Origin of the sequence: Pseudomonas imrae, from assembly GCF_046352735.2 — a bacterium.
Lineage (GTDB): Bacteria > Pseudomonadota > Gammaproteobacteria > Pseudomonadales > Pseudomonadaceae > Aquipseudomonas > Aquipseudomonas imrae.
Map to the genome: position 1 here is coordinate 4,366,567 of NZ_CP110853.2, position 16,573 is coordinate 4,383,139.

The 16,573-nt window shown below is 59.7% G+C and carries 14 protein-coding genes; 9 read left to right on the forward strand and 5 right to left on the reverse strand.

What is annotated here, in order from left to right; all coding sequences use genetic code 11:
• Positions 1-74 precede the first annotated feature (74 nt).
• From OQ460_RS19765 to OQ460_RS19775, 3 genes are all read left to right on the forward strand, one after another.
• The gene (locus OQ460_RS19765; RefSeq protein WP_410019053.1) at positions 75-749 is read left to right on the forward strand and encodes an alpha/beta hydrolase; all 675 of its coding nucleotides are present in this window, start codon (positions 75-77) and stop codon (positions 747-749) included.
• A gap of 78 nt (positions 750-827) precedes the next feature.
• Entirely contained in the window at positions 828-2,285 is a 1,458-nt protein-coding gene (gene rhlB, locus OQ460_RS19770) for an ATP-dependent RNA helicase RhlB (RefSeq protein ID WP_410019054.1), read from the forward strand.
• Positions 2,286-2,313: 28 nt separating this feature from the next.
• A complete protein-coding gene (locus tag OQ460_RS19775) occupies positions 2,314-3,453 on the forward strand; it encodes an NAD(P)/FAD-dependent oxidoreductase (RefSeq protein ID WP_410019055.1) in 1,140 nt (379 codons plus the stop codon).
• A gap of 70 nt (positions 3,454-3,523) precedes the next feature.
• Here the strand turns inward: OQ460_RS19775 and moaE are convergent, their stop codons facing one another.
• From moaE to OQ460_RS19800, 5 genes are all read right to left on the reverse strand, one after another.
• Complete coding sequence (gene moaE, locus OQ460_RS19780) at positions 3,524-3,973, reverse strand: molybdopterin synthase catalytic subunit MoaE (RefSeq protein WP_410019056.1); 450 nt, start codon at positions 3,971-3,973, stop codon at positions 3,524-3,526.
• Between the two features lie 2 nt (positions 3,974-3,975).
• Positions 3,976-4,218, reverse strand: coding sequence for a molybdopterin converting factor subunit 1 (gene moaD / locus OQ460_RS19785; RefSeq protein ID WP_410019057.1), 243 nt, complete (start codon positions 4,216-4,218; stop codon positions 3,976-3,978).
• Positions 4,215-4,688: a cyclic pyranopterin monophosphate synthase MoaC gene (moaC, locus tag OQ460_RS19790; RefSeq protein WP_410019058.1), complete on the reverse strand. Its 474-nt coding sequence runs from the start codon at positions 4,686-4,688 to the stop codon at positions 4,215-4,217. The genes moaD and moaC overlap by 4 nt, the downstream gene beginning before the upstream one ends.
• Before the next feature lie 88 nt (positions 4,689-4,776).
• Complete coding sequence (locus tag OQ460_RS19795; RefSeq protein WP_410019059.1) at positions 4,777-6,171, reverse strand: PhoH family protein; 1,395 nt, start codon at positions 6,169-6,171, stop codon at positions 4,777-4,779.
• Between the two features lie 346 nt (positions 6,172-6,517).
• Complete coding sequence (locus tag OQ460_RS19800; protein WP_410019060.1) at positions 6,518-7,642, reverse strand: polysaccharide deacetylase family protein; 1,125 nt, start codon at positions 7,640-7,642, stop codon at positions 6,518-6,520.
• A 153-nt stretch (positions 7,643-7,795) separates the two neighbouring features.
• On the opposite strand from OQ460_RS19800, the gene yaaA reads away from it, so the two are divergent.
• The 6 genes from yaaA (at position 7,796) to OQ460_RS19830 (ending at position 16,572) form a co-directional block, all read left to right on the forward strand.
• Positions 7,796-8,575 carry a peroxide stress protein YaaA gene (yaaA, locus tag OQ460_RS19805; protein WP_410019061.1) on the forward strand — a complete coding sequence of 260 codons (780 nt, stop codon included), beginning with the start codon at positions 7,796-7,798 and terminating at the stop codon, positions 8,573-8,575.
• Between the two features lie 874 nt (positions 8,576-9,449).
• Entirely contained in the window at positions 9,450-10,766 is a 1,317-nt protein-coding gene (locus tag OQ460_RS19810; protein WP_410019062.1) for a nucleotide sugar dehydrogenase, read from the forward strand.
• A gap of 103 nt (positions 10,767-10,869) precedes the next feature.
• Positions 10,870-12,339 carry a mannuronan synthase gene (gene alg8 / locus OQ460_RS19815; RefSeq protein WP_410019063.1) on the forward strand — a complete coding sequence of 490 codons (1,470 nt, stop codon included), beginning with the start codon at positions 10,870-10,872 and terminating at the stop codon, positions 12,337-12,339.
• A 50-nt stretch (positions 12,340-12,389) separates the two neighbouring features.
• Complete coding sequence (locus tag OQ460_RS19820) at positions 12,390-13,559, forward strand: PilZ domain-containing protein (protein WP_410022060.1); 1,170 nt, start codon at positions 12,390-12,392, stop codon at positions 13,557-13,559.
• Positions 13,560-13,708: 149 nt separating this feature from the next.
• Positions 13,709-15,091, forward strand: coding sequence for an alginate biosynthesis TPR repeat lipoprotein AlgK (gene algK, locus OQ460_RS19825; protein ID WP_410022061.1), 1,383 nt, complete (start codon positions 13,709-13,711; stop codon positions 15,089-15,091).
• A complete protein-coding gene (locus OQ460_RS19830) occupies positions 15,088-16,572 on the forward strand; it encodes an alginate export family protein (RefSeq protein ID WP_410019064.1) in 1,485 nt (494 codons plus the stop codon). The genes algK and OQ460_RS19830 overlap by 4 nt, the downstream gene beginning before the upstream one ends.
• Position 16,573: the final 1 nt, after the last annotated feature.

Sequence of the window (16,573 nt, forward strand, 5' to 3'; positions counted from 1 at the left end):
TTCTTAACAGATCAACCTGTCGCGCACTGCGCCGATGCACCGCCGCGTTGCGCGCGCACATTAATGGAGCACACATGAGCGAACCCTTGATTCTTCAGCCCGCCAAGCCCGCAGACGCTTGCGTTATCTGGTTGCATGGCCTGGGCGCCGACCGCTACGACTTTCTGCCGGTGGCCGAGGCGCTGCAGGAAGCGCTGCTGTCCACCCGCTTCGTTTTGCCTCAGGCGCCAACCCGCGCGGTGACTATTAATGGCGGCTACGAGATGCCCAGTTGGTACGACATCAAGGCCATGAGCCCCGCTCGTTCCATCAGCCTGGAAGAGTTGGAGACTTCGGCGAAAACCGTCACTGATTTGATCGAGGCGCAAAAAAGCAGCGGGATAGACGCTTCGCGAATTTTCCTTGCTGGTTTTTCCCAAGGTGGAGCCGTGGTATTGCACACCGCGTTTCTCAAATGGCAGGGCGCCTTGGGTGGTGTTATCGCGCTGTCGACCTATGCGCCGACCTTCAGCGATGAGCTTGAGTTATCCGCCAGCCAGCAACGCATTCCCACCCTCTGCCTGCACGGCCAATACGACGAGGTGGTGCAAAATGCCATGGGCCGCAGCGCCTACGAGCATTTAAAGCAGCGCGGTGTCACCGTTACATGGCAGGAATACCCAATGGGCCATGAAGTGTTACCCCAGGAGATACGCGATATCGGTACCTGGCTGATTGCCCGCCTGGGCGGAAAAACAAACATTGTGTAGCCGTATGACCAACGCACTACGCCGCGCCCGATTCTTGCATTACACTGGCCGGCGTATATTCCTTAACCAATTGATGAGATGACCGTGCTCAAAGCACTCAAAAAGATGTTCGGTAAAAGCGAGGCTGAGCCGCTCCCCCCTGTTGCCGGCGTACCTGCAAAAGTTTCGGGCAGCCGCAACGAGCCTCGACAGCCCGGCCGAAGCGCCCCCGCTGCCTCGCCGAAACAGTCGCCCGCAACGCCCGCAGCTGAGGTTCAAGCCACCGTCCCCCTGCCTGAAAAACCACGCCGCGAACGCGCACCAAAGCCTGTCGTAAAGCCGTGGAAACTGGAAGACTTCGTCGTCGAACCCCAGGAAGGCAAAACCCGCTTTCATGATTTCAAGCTCGCCCCGGAACTGATGCACGCCATCCAGGACCTGGGCTTCCCGTACTGCACGCCGATCCAGGCGCAGGTATTGGGCTTTACCCTCGCGGGCAAGGACGCCATCGGCCGCGCCCAGACCGGCACCGGCAAGACCGCTGCGTTCCTGATTTCGATCATTACCCAGTTGCTGCAGACCCCGCCGCCCAAAGAGCGCTACATGGGTGAGCCGCGCGCACTGATCATCGCCCCGACCCGGGAACTGGTAGTGCAGATCGCCAAGGACGCCGCCGACCTGACCAAGTACACCGGCCTCAACGTCATGACGTTCGTCGGCGGCATGGACTTCGACAAACAGCTCAAGCACCTGGAAGCGCGTCATTGCGACATCCTGGTAGCCACGCCGGGCCGTTTGCTGGACTTCAACCAGCGCGGCGACGTCCACCTGGACATGGTTGAAGTAATGGTGCTGGACGAAGCCGACCGTATGCTCGATATGGGCTTCATCCCCCAAGTACGCCAGATCATTCGCCAGACCCCGCCGAAAAACGAGCGCCAGACGCTGCTGTTCTCCGCAACCTTCACCGAAGACGTGATGAACCTCGCCAAGCAGTGGACCACCGAGCCGTCCATCGTCGAGATCGAAGCGCTGAACGTCGCCAGTGAAAACGTAGAACAACACATCTACGCCGTAGCCGGTGCCGACAAGTACAAGTTGCTCTACAACCTGGTCAACGACAACGGTTGGGAGCGGGTGATGGTGTTCGCCAACCGCAAGGATGAAGTGCGACGCATCGAAGAGCGCCTGGTACGCGATGGCGTCAACGCCGCGCAACTGTCTGGCGATGTGCCGCAGCACAAGCGGATCAAGACCCTCGAAGGCTTTCGCGAAGGCAAGATCCGTGTGCTGGTAGCCACCGACGTGGCCGGTCGCGGGATTCATATCGATGGCATCAGCCACGTGATCAACTTCACACTGCCGGAAGTGCCGGACGACTACGTGCACCGCATTGGACGTACTGGCCGCGCGGGGGCTGCAGGCGTGTCCATCAGCTTTGCCGGTGAAGACGACTCGTATCAATTGCCGTCGATCGAAGCTCTGTTGGGTCGCAAGATCAGTTGCGAAACGCCAGCGACGCACCTGCTGCGTGCGGTCGAGCGCAAACGCCCATAAACCCTCCGGCAGGAGCGAGGAGGACGGCGTGAACCAGGCCGACTACATCATTATCGGTGGCGGCATTGCCGGCGCATCCGCCGGCTACTGGCTGTCGCATCACGCCCGGGTGATTGTGCTGGAACGTGAGTCAATGCCCGGCTATCACTCCACCGGCCGCTCCGCTGCGCTGTATATCGCGGCCTATGGCACGCCGCAAGTGCGTGCCCTGACCCTGGGCAGCCGCGCCTTCTTCGATCACCCTCCGGGAGGTTTCACCGAACATCCGTTGCTGACGCCCCGTGCCGAACTGCTGGTGGACTTTATCGGTGACCCTGACGAACTGCAGCGCCAGTATTTGAGCGCCAAGGCGTTGGTTGCACAGACTCGCTTGCTCGACATCGAGGAAGCCATGGCCATGATGCCGATCCTGCGCCGTGAAAAAGTCCATGGCGCCATCTACGACCCGACGGTCTGCGATATCGACACTGATGCGCTGTACCAGGGCTATTTGCGTGGTATCCGGCGCAACGGCGGCGTCATCCATACCGACCACGAAGTGCAGAAGCTGAGCCGTGATCCGGAAGGCCAATGGCAGGTGCGCACTTCGCAGCAACGCTTCAGTGCGCCGGTCATTATCAATGCGGCGGGCGCCTGGGCCGATCATGTCGGTGAGTTGGCCGGCGCAAGAAAAATCGGCCTGCAACCCAAACGGCGCAGCGCCTTTGTCTTCGCCCCGCCTGCCGGCCTGGATATCCATGGCTGGCCGGAACTGGCGGCCCTCGACGGCTCGTTCTACATGAAGCCCGATGCCGGCATGTTTCTGGGTTCACCGGCCAATGCCGACCCGGTTGAGCCACACGACGTTCAGCCCGAAGAGCTGGACATCGCCATGGGTATTTATCAGATCGAAGAAGCGACCACCTTGACCATCCGCCGTCCCGCGCGGACTTGGGCCGGCCTGCGCAGTTTTGTCAGCGATGGCGACCTAGTGTGTGGGTTCGATCCGCAGGTGGAAGGCCTGTTCTGGGTGGCCGCCCAAGGAGGTTACGGGATCCAGACTTCACCGGCCATGGGCCAGGCCAGTGCGGCGTTGGTGCGGGGTGAGCCAATACCCGACGCACTGGCCGATTTTGGATTGACTGAGGCATTACTGTCGCCCAAACGCCTCCTCAAAACCAACACATAACCCCTGTGGGAGCGAGCAAGCCCGCTCCCACACAAGCCCCACATTTGAATCTCGGTTGATTCCAGGCCTGTTACTTCCAGCGGTCGGCAGCGGCGCGATCGCTGGCGCGCCCTTCTACCCAGCGCGGACCTTCGGCAGTGGCTTCCTTCTTCCAGAACGGCGCACGCGTCTTCAGGTAATCCATGACAAACCCACAGGCATCGAACGCCGCCTGGCGATGGGCACTGGCCGCCGCAACGAACACGATGGGTTCACCCGGCTCCAGGGCGCCGATGCGGTGCAGCACTTGCAGTTTAAGCAGCGGCCAGCGCTGCTCAGCCTCGACGGCGATTTTGCCGAGGGCCTTTTCAGTCATGCCCGGGTAGTGTTCCAGGAACATTCCTGCCACATCCAGACCGTCGTTGAAGTCGCGGACATAACCGACAAAACTCACCACCGCACCGACGCCAACGTTGGCCGCGTGCATGGCATTGACTTCGGCACCCGGATCGAAGGGTTCAGGCTGCACACGGATGGCCATGATCAGCCTCCGGTCACAGGTGGAAAGAAGGCCACCTCGTCGCCGTCATCCAGCGGCTCGTCGAGGGAACACAGCTCTTGATTACGCGCGCACATCAAGCTCGGTTCGTTGAGCACTTCAAAGCCCGAGTCGCCTGCCAACGCCTCGCGCACAGCGCCAACGGTGGCGAAGTCGCCTTCCATTTCCAACGAGTCCAGGCCAACCGCCTCGCTATAGCGAGCAAAAAACAGCACGTTGACGCTCATGCCTGGTCCGCCTTGAAATGCCCACTCTTGCCGCCAAGCTTTTCCAGCAGGCGAATGTTTTCGATGGTCATGCCCCGATCCACCGCCTTGCACATGTCGTAGATGGTCAACGCAGCAACGCTGGCGGCGGTCAGTGCTTCCATCTCCACGCCGGTCTGCCCGGAGAGCTTGCAGCGGGCAACGATATGCACCGCATCATGACCTTCGGCGCTGAGTTCGACCTTGACTCCAGTCAACATCAGCGGATGGCATAGCGGAATCAGATCACTGGTCTTTTTCGCCGCCTGGATCCCGGCGATCCGCGCCACGGCGAACACATCGCCCTTGGGATGGGCACCATCGACGATCATTTTCAGGGTGTCGGGCAACATGCGCACCCGCGCTTCGGCCACGGCCTCACGGAACGTCACGGATTTATCGGTGACGTCGACCATATGGGCGCGACCTTGGGAATCGAGATGAGTCAGCACAGGGATACTCCTGATCAGGAGCCTGGATTGTAAACCTAACACACAATAAATGTGGGAGGGAGCAAGCCCCCTACCACACTAACCGCGTTTACAGATGAGATTCGGCGTATTCGGCCAGAATCGAACGAGGGACGCCCTGCAAGGCGATATGCACGCCGTTGGGGAAGTCCTTGAAGCGTTCCGTCAGGTAAGTCAGCCCGGAGCTGGTCGCGGACAGGTAAGGAGTGTCGATCTGTGCCAGGTTGCCCAGGCACACCACTTTTGAACCGGCGCCGGCACGGGTGATGATGGTTTTCATCTGGTGCGGCGTAAGGTTTTGGCATTCATCGATCAAAATCAGGCTTTGCTGGAAGCTGCGACCCCGTATGTAGTTGAGGGATTTGAACTGCAACGGCACTTTGCTGAGGATGTAGTCGACGCTGCCATGGGTGTTTTCGTCATCCATGTGCAAGGCTTCGAGGTTATCGGTAATCGCCCCCAGCCACGGTTCCATTTTCTCCGCCTCGGTTCCGGGCAGGAAACCGATTTCCTGGTCCAGGCCCTGCACGCTGCGAGTGGCGATGATGCGGCGATAGCGCTTGGTGACCATGGTCTGTTCGATCGCGGCTGCCAGGGCGAGGATGGTCTTGCCCGAGCCTGCGGCGCCGGTCAGGTTGACCAGGTGGATGTCCGGATCGAGCAGCGCGTACAGCGCCAGGCTCTGGTAGATATCACGCGGTTTCAGGCCCCAGGCTTCCTGGTGCAACAGGGGTTCCTGATGCAGGTCGAGGATCAGCAGCTTATCGACCTGAATCTCTTTGATCCAGCCGACAAAGCCCTGTTCGTCAACGATGAATTCGTTGATATGCACTGCCGGCAGATTGTCGATCAGTTGCACCTGATGCCAGGTGCGACCATGGTCCTGGCGGGTCTCGACCTTGCTGACACGGTCCCAGAACGAGCCGGTCATCATGTGATATCCACGGGACAGCATCGACACATCGTCGACCAGTTGGTCGGTACTGTAGTCCTCGGCAGCGATCCCACACGCTCGTGCCTTGAGGCGCATATTGATGTCTTTGGTCACCAGCACCAGGCGCAGGTCCTTGTCGCGCGCGTGCAGGTCGATCAATTGATTGATGATCTTGTTGTCGTTGAGGTTTTCCGGCAGCAGGCTGTTGGGTTCGCTGCGCTTGTTCATCAGAATCGACAGCAATCCCTTGGGTCCGCCTTTGCCACGCTGGATCGGTACACCGACCTCGACATCTTCGGGCGAAGCTTCTCCCAGGGTCTTGTCGATCAGGCGGATCGCCTGGCGGCATTCGGCGGCAACGCTGTGGTGCCCGCTCTTGAGCTTGTCCAGCTCCTCAAGCACGATCATCGGGATGGCGACGTGATGTTCTTCGAAATTGAGCAGCGCATTTGGATCGTGGATCAATACGTTGGTATCAAGCACATAAAGGATTGGCTGGTTGGAAGAAGGGGTACGTCCATGATCATCCATACTCGGTCACCTTTGTGGGAGCCAGTCGACGCAATACCATGACAGTGCTGCGCCTCGATTCGACCACCGAACACACTTGAGGGGCGTCAAGTGCATTGCCACAAGAGGAGTCTTGGAAGACGCCACCTGTGTTGCAGGTTTCGGCGGTCTGACTTCGTAATACCGCAAAACCGATGACAGGAAAAAGCACTTTGACGCTTTTTTGAAGTTTATTTTTCAGGATGACGAATAGCACTAGCCGAGGGCCGCGCACCCCGTTAAAGTCGGAAGTCCGCCTGCATCGAAATGTCGCACCAATTCAGCCCAAAAATGCCTTATCTCCAACAGGGCCGGGCACTTGCTCTTTTCAGCGAAACGCCTCGCGACAATCCTGCCAACCCAACCCGCTTTGCGCCGTCGCCTGCAATAACCACGGCAGAGCTGTGCGTGCCTTGTCCTGAGTGTCATGAAACACAATCACCCCTTTGCGCCAGAGCAACATCAGTGTCAGCACCCGCTGTGCCGACTCCTCGGCCTTGAGCTTGCCGGCGTCATCCTGCGAGTCGATGTCCCACAAACCCACCTGCAGACCCTGAGCCTGGAAAAAGCCCTGGCTGTCGGCACGGCGCTGGCCATAGGGCGGGCGAAACAACGGCAGATAATTCTCCGGCAGCAGGTTTTGCACCAACGCAGCGCTGCGCGTGATGGAGTCTTGCCAGTCGACCCAATGGCTGTGAGAACGGTACTGCCAGCCCTGGACGCCCACGCACTGGCCTTGGTAGAGCGCCTGCATATCGGCGCCTGAACTGCGCTCCAGGCGTGTTTGCAGGCTGTTGCCGAGCACAAAGAACACAGCATTCATTTTCTGTTTGCGCAGGTAGTCGGCCAGCCAGTCGGTATTGCCGTCGACCGGTGTCGGGCCGCCGTCGAATGTCAGTACAAACAGCCGGTCTCTCAGTTCATCACCGTTGCGCTCAACGTCGCCAAAACGCGCCACTTCACTGCTGATCTGCGGGAACAAGGCGGCCTTGCGCAGTTGTTCATCCAAATAGCGCAGGTGAAACATTCGGCTGGGCTCGGCCCAGCCTGCATAGAAAGAGTCCGCACCGACGGCGAACTTGCCGGCCTGCTTGCGCAGGTCGTCCATGTTGTCCACCAGGTAGCAAAACGAGGCGTCCTGCTCACAGCTTTGCTCGGCGAACGCGTAGTTCTCCAGCAGCCGTTGCCACAGACGGCGGCGCAGGTCGTCAATCGCACCCAGGTTGATGTTTCTCAACCCCAGGCGCTGTTTAAGTGCTGATTCGTCAAGAGCCTCGGTGGTCAGCAGGGCGTTGGCGAACATCAGGATTTCGGCCCGTGACGCCACATCGAACAGCGCCGGGCTGCCGAGGTTTTCCGGCCAGGAACTGCGGTCCAGGCTGGCGACATCCACACTGGCCGCCTGGGCGCCCAGGCACGTCAGCCAGGCACACAACAAAAGCATAATTCGCACAACGGGTCTCCCCCTCCAGAGTCGTCGGCCACTATAGACGATCACAATCGCCCGGCTCCCACAGGGAGAACCATATGGCATCTATTGGCGTGATAGGTGGAGTCATGCGCCCCAACCCCCTAGAATCCCCCGACGATTACAGGAGACGACTTCATGCTGATGGTGATTTCCCCAGCCAAAACCCTCGATTTCGAGTCAGCGCCGGTGACTGCGCGCTTTACCCAGCCGCAATACCTGGACCACTCCCAGGAACTGATCGAGCAGTTGCGCGAATTGAGCCCGGCGCAGATCAGCGAGCTGATGCATGTTTCCGACAAGATCGGCGGCCTCAACGCCGCGCGCTTCGGCAGCTGGACTCCGGCCTTTACACCGGCCAACGCCAAACAGGCGTTGCTGGCATTCAAAGGCGACGTCTATACCGGCCTGAATGCCCAAACCTTCAAGGAAGCGGACTTCGCCTACGCCCAGGATCACCTGCGCATGCTTTCCGGCCTATACGGCCTGCTGCGCCCGCTGGACCTGATGATGCCGTACCGCCTGGAAATGGGCACCCGGCTGCCCAACGCCCGTGGCAAGGACCTCTACGCCTTCTGGGGCGAGCGTATCAGCGAGTGGCTCAACGAAGCCCTGGCCGAGCAAGGTGATGACGTGCTGCTCAACCTGGCGTCCAACGAGTACTTCTCGGCGATCAAGCGCCCTGCCCTGAACGCGAGGATCATCAACACCGAATTCAAGGACCTGAAAAACGGCCAGTACAAGATCATCAGTTTCTACGCCAAGAAGGCCCGGGGCATGATGAGCCGCTTCGTCATCGAAGAACGCATCAATGATCCGGCCCAACTCCAACAGTTCGATGTGCAGGGCTATCGCTTCAATGCCGAGCAGTCCAGGCCCGACAACCTGGTGTTCCTGCGCGATCACGCACCGGAATAAGGCCGCACCAGCATCCAGAGATCCAAATGTGGGAGGGAGCTTGCTCCCGATTGCAGTGGAGCAGTCGATATATGAAGTGACTGACACACCGCTATCGGGAGCAAGCCCCCTCCCACGTTTTTATCCGCGCTGCGCCCCAAAATGCCATTTATTTGGCGTCAAAAACACACCAGATAAATGTCTTACATTTCTTTCACTCGACATTCGGCATTTTTTTTCGTAGTGGCACCACTTTTTTCAAACAGTAGTGGCACAAAACTATACCTCTCGCTGAACTCCCCATAACTACGCGTTAAAATAACAAGTGCCATCAATATAGCACTAGTGCCATCTTTACTAATATTTCAAAAAAATTCCGGAAACAGGATGAGCGGACAGGAACTATGTCTTCAGGTGCCGCTCATACCACCGGTAACGATTATCTCTGTATTCGTACGAGATGACTTACACGGTGACCAAAGAGCAGTAACGAAGTTGTCATATCAACTTTAACACTACGGTCTAAACACCCGCTTTTAGTTGAGGGCAAGCGATAACACTTTATTGCTATTTCCCAAAAGGCCAAGGCTGAGTCCCCTACATGGGTCAGTGACACACCATAAGCGGTTGAAATGTATAGACTTTATACATGCAAAAACCCTTTCGGCACTGGCGCCAAGCGCTTCCACGAGGAAGGCTGGCTGCATTTCAGGGCAAGCTTCAATAACAAGGCCACGCTGCGCACAACTTGAGTGCATTAGTTAGTCACTCGACTTTTATTATGCCTGCATATGGTACTTCGGCGTCTATTCGCCGAACTTTCCAATGCATGAGTGATGCTTGAAAACATGAACTCCGGCCATTGAATGGCGTGATTAATACAGAGGTAAATGCGATGCGCATCAGCATATTTGGTTTGGGTTACGTGGGCGCTGTCTGTGCCGGTTGCCTGTCTGCACGGGGCCACGAAGTGGTGGGCGTAGACATCTCCAAGGAAAAGATCGACCTGATCAATGCGGGAAAATCCCCGATCGTTGAACCGGGTCTGGGCGAACTGTTGAGCCAGGGTATCCAAACCGGCCGACTGCGCGGCACCACCAACTTCGCCGAAGCGATTCGTGACACCGACCTGTCGATGATTTGCGTCGGCACGCCGAGCAAGAAGAACGGCGACCTGGAACTCAACTACATCGAATCGGTGTGCCGCGAGATTGGTTTTGTCCTGCGTGACAAGACCAGCCGCCACACCATCGTCGTGCGCAGCACGGTGCTGCCCGGTACCGTGGCCAATGTGGTGATCCCGATCCTCGAAGATTGCTCCGGCAAGAAAGCCGGTGTCGATTTCGGCGTAGCGGTCAACCCGGAATTCCTGCGCGAAAGCACCGCTATCGCTGACTACGACTTGCCACCGATGACCGTTATCGGCGAGTTCGACACGGCCTCCGGCGACGTGCTGCAGTCGCTGTACGAAGAACTCGACGCGCCGATTATCCGCAAGGACATCGCTGTCGCCGAGATGATCAAGTACACCTGCAACGTCTGGCATGCGACCAAAGTGACCTTTGCCAACGAGATTGGCAACATCGCCAAGGCCGTAGGCGTCGATGGCCGCGAAGTGATGGACGTGGTGTGCCAGGACAAGACCCTCAACCTGTCCCAGTACTACATGCGCCCGGGCTTTGCGTTCGGCGGCTCCTGCCTGCCCAAGGACGTACGCGCCCTGACCTATCGCGCGGGTGCGCTGGACGTCGAAGCGCCGCTGCTCAACTCCCTGATGCGCAGCAACGAGTCCCAGGTACAGAACGCCTTCGATATCGTCGAAAGCCACGACAAACGCAAAGTCGCCCTGCTGGGCCTGAGCTTCAAGGCCGGCACCGATGACCTGCGCGAAAGCCCGCTGGTCGAGCTGGCGGAAATGCTGATCGGCAAGGGCTACGACCTGAGCATCTACGACAGCAACGTCGAATACGCCCGCGTTCACGGCGCGAACAAGGATTACATCGAAGGGAAAATCCCCCACGTGTCGTCCCTGCTCAACGCCAACTTCGACGAAGTGATCAACAACTGCGATGTGATCATCCTCGGCAATCGCGACGAGAAATTCCGGGCCTTGGCGCACAACGCACCACACGGCAAGCAAGTGATCGACCTGGTGGGCTTCATGTCCAAGGCCACCAGCGTATCGGGCCGCACCGAAGGCATTTGTTGGTAAGGAGCAGCGGCGAGTTTCAAGCGGCAAGCGGCAAGTTAGAAGCGGTTTTCTTGCGGCTTGCGGCTTGCGGCTTGCAGCCCTACTTCTCTGTGACGGATGACATATGCAAAGGCTAAACCAAGTTACTGGCTGGCTGTTATTTATAGGGCTTTTAATGCTCCTTGCCCTGATGTTGCCGGCGAGCACGTTCGACTCGGAGTCGAAGAATTTCATCTTCCTGATTGGCGCCGTCGGTATCTGGCGCTACTCGATGGGTGCCACCCACTTTGTGCGCGGCATGGTGTTCCTGTACGTGGTCTACCCGCATCTGCGCCGCAAGGTACGCAAGCTGGGCAAGGCCGCGGACCCTTCCCATGTGTTCCTGATGGTCACCAGCTTCCGTATCGACGCGCTGACCACCGCACAGGTCTACAGCTCGGTCATTCGCGAAGCGATCGAATGCGGCTTCCCCACCACGGTGGTCTGCTCGCTGGTGGAAATGTCCGATGAACTGCTGGTCAAGAGTTTGTGGGCCAAAATGAACCCACCCGCCCACGTCAAACTGGATTTCGTGCGTATCGCCGGGACCGGCAAGCGCGACGGCCTGGCCTTCGGCTTCCGCGCCATCTCACGCCACTTGCCGGACGAGCGCGCCGTAGTGGCGGTGATCGATGGCGACACCGTGCTCGCCGAAGGTGTTGTGCGCAAGACCGTGCCGTGGTTCCAACTGTTCGGCAATGTCGGTGGCCTGACCACCAATGAGTTCTGCGAAGTGCGCGGCGGTTACATCATGAGCGAGTGGCACAAACTGCGCTTCGCCCAGCGTCACATCAACATGTGCTCCATGGCCCTGTCCAAGCGCGTATTGACCATGACCGGACGCATGTCGGTATTTCGCGCCAGCGTGGTCACTGACCCAGGCTTTATCGCCGATGTGGAAAGTGACTCGCTGCAACACTGGCGCCTGGGCCGCTTCAAGTTCCTCACCGGCGATGACAAGTCCAGCTGGTTCAGCCTGATGCGCCTGGGTTACGACACGTTCTATGTGCCGGACGCGGCGATCAACACGGTCGAGCATCCACCTGAGAAGAGCTTTATCAAGGCCAGCCGCAAGCTGATGTTCCGCTGGTACGGCAACAACCTGCGCCAGAACTCGCGGGCCCTGGGCCTGGGCATGAAACGCCTGGGCGCGTTCACCAGCGTGGTGCTGTTCGACCAACGCGTGTCGATGTGGACGTCGCTGCTTGGCCTGACGGTCGCGATCATTGCCACCTTCAAGTACGGCGGTGCATTCATCCTCGCCTACCTGCTGTGGATCGGTATCACACGCTTGATCCTGACGCTGCTGCTGTCGTGCTCCGGCCACAAGATCGGCCCGGCCTACCCGTTGATTCTCTATTACAACCAGATCATGGGCGCGCTGGTGAAGATCTACGTGTTCTTCCGCCTTGATCAACAGTCCTGGACCCGCCAGGACACCAAACTGACCCGCGATTTGGAAAGCGCACAACGTTGGTTCAACACCTGGTCGTCTCGGACCATGACCTTCTCCGCCGGCAGCATTTTCGTCGCCGTGTTGCTGATGATGGTCTGACCCAGCCACGCCTGAATTAACTGAGGAATTACACCGCCATGAATAGCCCAATGAACCCTTCTGTAAACGCCAACGTTGTCCACGAGTCTGAAGCCCAGCGCCAGCACGCCCGGGTGAAGATCCCGGCCAAGCTGCGCTTTTTCGGGGCCGACCGCACGCCCACGGAAGTGCGGGTCATCGACCTGTCCGCCGGGGGCCTGGCCTTCAACGCGGCCCAGCAACCGTTGAAGGTAGGCGATGTACACAAGGGCCGGTTGCAATTTGTGATCGACAACCTGGGGCTGGCGATGGATGTGGAGCTGCTGGTGCGTTCCCATGATCGCCAGACCGGCCGCACCGGTTGCCAGTTCCAGAACCTCGACGCACAAGACATTTCCACCCTGCGCCACCTGATCACCTCGCACTTGTCCGGCGACATCGTGACCATGGGCGACGTACTGGCGACCCTGCAGCGCGACAACTTCACCAAGGCGCGCAAGATCAAGGACGGCGGCAGCGGCATGAGCGCTTTTGGCCGCTTGCGCGCGGTGACCTTCAGCCTGGCAATCTTCCTGGTGGGCCTGGCGGCGTTCGGTTTCATCTTCAAGTCGATGTATGGCATGTATTTTGTCAGCCACGCCCAGGCCGGGCTGGTGAGCGTGCCGGGCATGAACGTGACCATGCCCCGCGACGGCACGGTGCAGAGCCTGATCAAAGGCAACGGCGTGGCGGCCAAGGGCGCACCATTGGCGACCTTCAGCACCAGCATGCTCGATGTGCTCAAGGGGCATCTGGGCGAAGACCAGTTGCAGCCAGCCAAGGTTGAAGAGCTGTTCGGCAAGCAAATGACCGGCACCCTGACCTCACCATGCGACTGCGTCGTGGCCCAGCAACTGGTCGCTGACGGCCAGTACGCCAGCAAAGGCGACGTGATCTTCCAACTGGTTCCACGCGGCAGCCAGGCGAATGTCGAGGCGCGCTTTACCTATCGCCAGTTTGCCGATGTGCGCCCGGGCACCGCCGTGAGCTTCCAGGTAGCCGATGAGGCGCAGGTACGCACCGGCACCATCGTCAGCAGCACCAGCTTGAACAGCGCTGACCTGTCCTCCGACATCCGTGTACAGATCAAGCCCGATGCACCGCTGGACAGCATCTACGCCGGCCGCCCGGTGGAAGTCACCAGCGACCGTGGCCCGTCCCTGAACTGGCTGATCGACAAAGCCATGGCTGCAGGTCTGTAACCATGGAAAATCTAAAATCACCACAATCCCTGTGGGAGCCCGATTCTGTGGGAACCGGGCTTGCCCGCGATTGCATCGACTCGGTACATCAGCCAAACCGAGCCGCCCGCATCGCAGGCAAGTCAGCTCCCACAAAAGCCCGCTCCCACATCCGACCTGTGGCGTTGCTGGCCCTTGCGGTCAGCCTCGCCGGTTGCGCCGGACTGCCCGACCAGCGCCTGGCCAACGAGGCCCTCAAGCGTGGCGACACCGCCACCGCGGCGCAGAATTACCAACAACTGGCGGACCTGGGCTACAGCGAAGCCCAGGTAGGCCTGGCGGATATCCAGGTCGACAGCCGCGACCCTGCACAAATCAAGCAGGCAGAGGCGACCTACCGGACGGCCGCTGCAATTTCTCCGCGGGCCCAGGCGCGCCTGGGTCGCCTGTTGGTGGCCAAGCCCGGCGCCACCGAGGCCGAGCACCATGAAGCCGAAAGCCTGTTGAAAAAAGCTTTTGCAAATGGTCAAGGCAACACCCTGATCCCGCTGGCCATGCTGTACCTGCAGTACCCCCAGGATTTCCCGAGCATCAACGCCCAGCAACAGATCAATACCTGGCGTACCGCCGGTTACCCGGAGGCGGGCCTGGCGCAAGTGCTGCTGTACCGCACCCAGGGTACTTACGATCAGAACTTGGACGACATCGAAAAAATCTGCAAGGCCGCGCTGAACAGCACGGATATCTGCTACGTCGAACTCGCCACCGTCTACCAGAAACGCCAGCAGCCCGAGCAACAAGCCGAGCTGCTCAAGCAAGTGGAAGCAGGCTACAACCGTGGCACCGTTACCGCGCAACGGGTGGACAGTGTGGCCCGGGTGCTGGCCGACTCGACCCTGGGCACACCCGATGAGAAGACCGCCCAGGCCCTGCTGGAAAAAATCGCCCCTGGCTACCCGGCGGCCTGGGTCAGCCTCGCGCAGTTACTCTACGACTTCCCCGAGATGGGCGACGTCGACCAGATGATGAAGTACCTGGACAACGGCCGCGCCGCCGACCAGCCCCGCGCCGAACTGTTGCTGGGCAAGCTCTACTACGAAGGCAAGTGGGTCCCGGCCGATGCCAAGGCCGCCGAGGCGCATTTCCAGAAAGCCCAGGGCCAGGAAGTGGCCGCCGATTATTACCTGGGCCAGATCTACCGCCGTGGCTACCTGGGCCAGGTCTACTCGCAGAAGGCACTCGATCACTTGCTGACTGCTGCGCGCAATGGTCAGAACAGCGCCGACTTCGCCATCGCCCAGCTGTTTTCCCAAGGCAAGGGCACCAAGCCCGATCCGCTGAATGCCTACGTGTTCAGTCAATTGGCGAAAACCCAGGACACACCACAGGCCAACGAACTGGCCGCGCAGCTCGAAGCCCAACTGCCGCCGGCCCAGCGCGCCGAAGGTCAACGCCTGCTGCAACAGGAACTGGCCGCCCGTGGCGCCCTGCCGCAGAAAAACACGCTGCAACTGCACGCCCTGCAAGAAGAAGACGGCGAGGAATCCCTATGAAACTCAATCCATTCGTCAAGGCCGGTATTGGCCTGACCTTCGCCCTGTTGTGGTCGTGCCCGACCCTGGCGGCCCTGACCGAAAGCAAGAACTTCGGCCTGGACGTGAAAATCACCGGCCAGTCCGAGGACGACCGCGACCTCGGCACCCAACGTGGCGGCGACGTCAACGGGATCGGCCTGGATGTGCGCCCGTGGATCTATGGCGAACGCGGTAACTGGAGCGCCTATGCCATGGGCCAGGCAGTTGCCTCCAGCGACATCATCGAGACCGACACGCTGCAACAGTCCGATGGCGACAGCACTGAACAGTCGAGCAACGACGACCGCAAGACCAAGAAGAACTACTTGGCCCTGCGTGAGTTCTGGGTCGGCTACAGCGGCTTCACGCCCTACCCCGGCGAGATCCTCAAGCTCGGCCGCCAGCGCCTGCGCAACGACGACGGGCAATGGCGCGACACCAACATCGAAGCGCTGAACTGGACCTTCGACACCACGTTGCTCAAGGCCAATGTCGGCGCCGCCGAACGTTTCAGCGAGTACCGTACCGACCTCAAGGAGCTGTCCCCAGAGGACAAGGACCGCCAGCACTTCTATGCCGATGCGGCCTACCAGTGGACGCCCGGCCATTGGATCGGCCTGCACGGCCATCACACCCAGGACGACGGCAAGCTCGATTACCCGCAACCGGGCGTGGCCGCCGACTCGCTGGACAAGCGCGAAAATGGCGACCTGACCTGGCTCGGCATCGAAGCCAACAGTGATGCCTATAACTGGCGCAACACCAACACGCTCAACTACTGGGCCAGCGTCACCGGCATGCAGGGCGAGCGTAGTAACGTCAACGCCCTGAACGCCGACGGCACCCCTCCCGCCAACGCCAAGCGCAACACCGATGTCGACGGCTGGGCCACCGACCTCGGCGTCCGCCTGCGCCTTGACCCACAGTGGCAGGTAGGGGCGGCTTACGCCCGTGCCAGCGCCGACTACGAACAGAACGGCCTGCAAAGCAACCGTTCGAACTTCACCGGTACCCGTTCGCGGGTTCACCGTTTCGGTGAAGCGTTCCGTGGCGAGATGAATAACCTGCAGTCCATGAGCCTGTTCGGCTCCTGGCAACTGAACGCCGACTACGACGCCAGCCTGGTCTATCACAAATTCTGGCGCGTGGACGGTAACAAACCCGTCGGCAGCAACGGCATCGATGCACTGGAAAACACCACCGATCCAACCGGTGCGATTCTGTCCAGCACCTCCCTGCCCCTTGAAGACGGCAACAAGGACCTCGGCCAGGAGATGGACCTGGTGGTCACCAAGTACTTCAAGAACGGCCTGCTGCCGGCCGCCCTCAGCCAGTCCATTGACGAACCTTCGGCGCTGGTGCGCTTTCGTGGCGGTGTGTTCAAGCCGGGGGATGCCTATGGCAAGCAAGTCGACTCGTACATGCACCGCGCCTTTGTCGACGTGATCTGGCGCTTCTGAT

Bases quoted from the DNA above. Each gene is read 5' to 3' on its own strand.
- OQ460_RS19765 (WP_410019053.1), top strand. From the start codon at position 75: ATGAGCGAACCCTTGATTCTTCAGCCCGCCAAGCCCGCAGACGCTTGC.
- rhlB (WP_410019054.1), top strand. From the start codon at position 828: ATGACCGTGCTCAAAGCACTCAAAAAGATGTTCGGTAAAAGCGAGGCT.
- moaE (WP_410019056.1), bottom strand. From the start codon at position 3,973: ATGGCCATCCGTGTGCAGCCTGAACCCTTCGATCCGGGTGCCGAAGTC.
- moaD (WP_410019057.1), bottom strand. From the start codon at position 4,218: ATGAGCGTCAACGTGCTGTTTTTTGCTCGCTATAGCGAGGCGGTTGGC.
- OQ460_RS19795 (WP_410019059.1), bottom strand. From the start codon at position 6,171: ATGGATGATCATGGACGTACCCCTTCTTCCAACCAGCCAATCCTTTAT.
- yaaA (WP_410019061.1), top strand. From the start codon at position 7,796: ATGCTGATGGTGATTTCCCCAGCCAAAACCCTCGATTTCGAGTCAGCG.
- OQ460_RS19810 (WP_410019062.1), top strand. From the start codon at position 9,450: ATGCGCATCAGCATATTTGGTTTGGGTTACGTGGGCGCTGTCTGTGCC.
- alg8 (WP_410019063.1), top strand. From the start codon at position 10,870: ATGCAAAGGCTAAACCAAGTTACTGGCTGGCTGTTATTTATAGGGCTT.
- OQ460_RS19820 (WP_410022060.1), top strand. From the start codon at position 12,390: ATGAACCCTTCTGTAAACGCCAACGTTGTCCACGAGTCTGAAGCCCAG.
- OQ460_RS19830 (WP_410019064.1), top strand. From the start codon at position 15,088: ATGAAACTCAATCCATTCGTCAAGGCCGGTATTGGCCTGACCTTCGCC.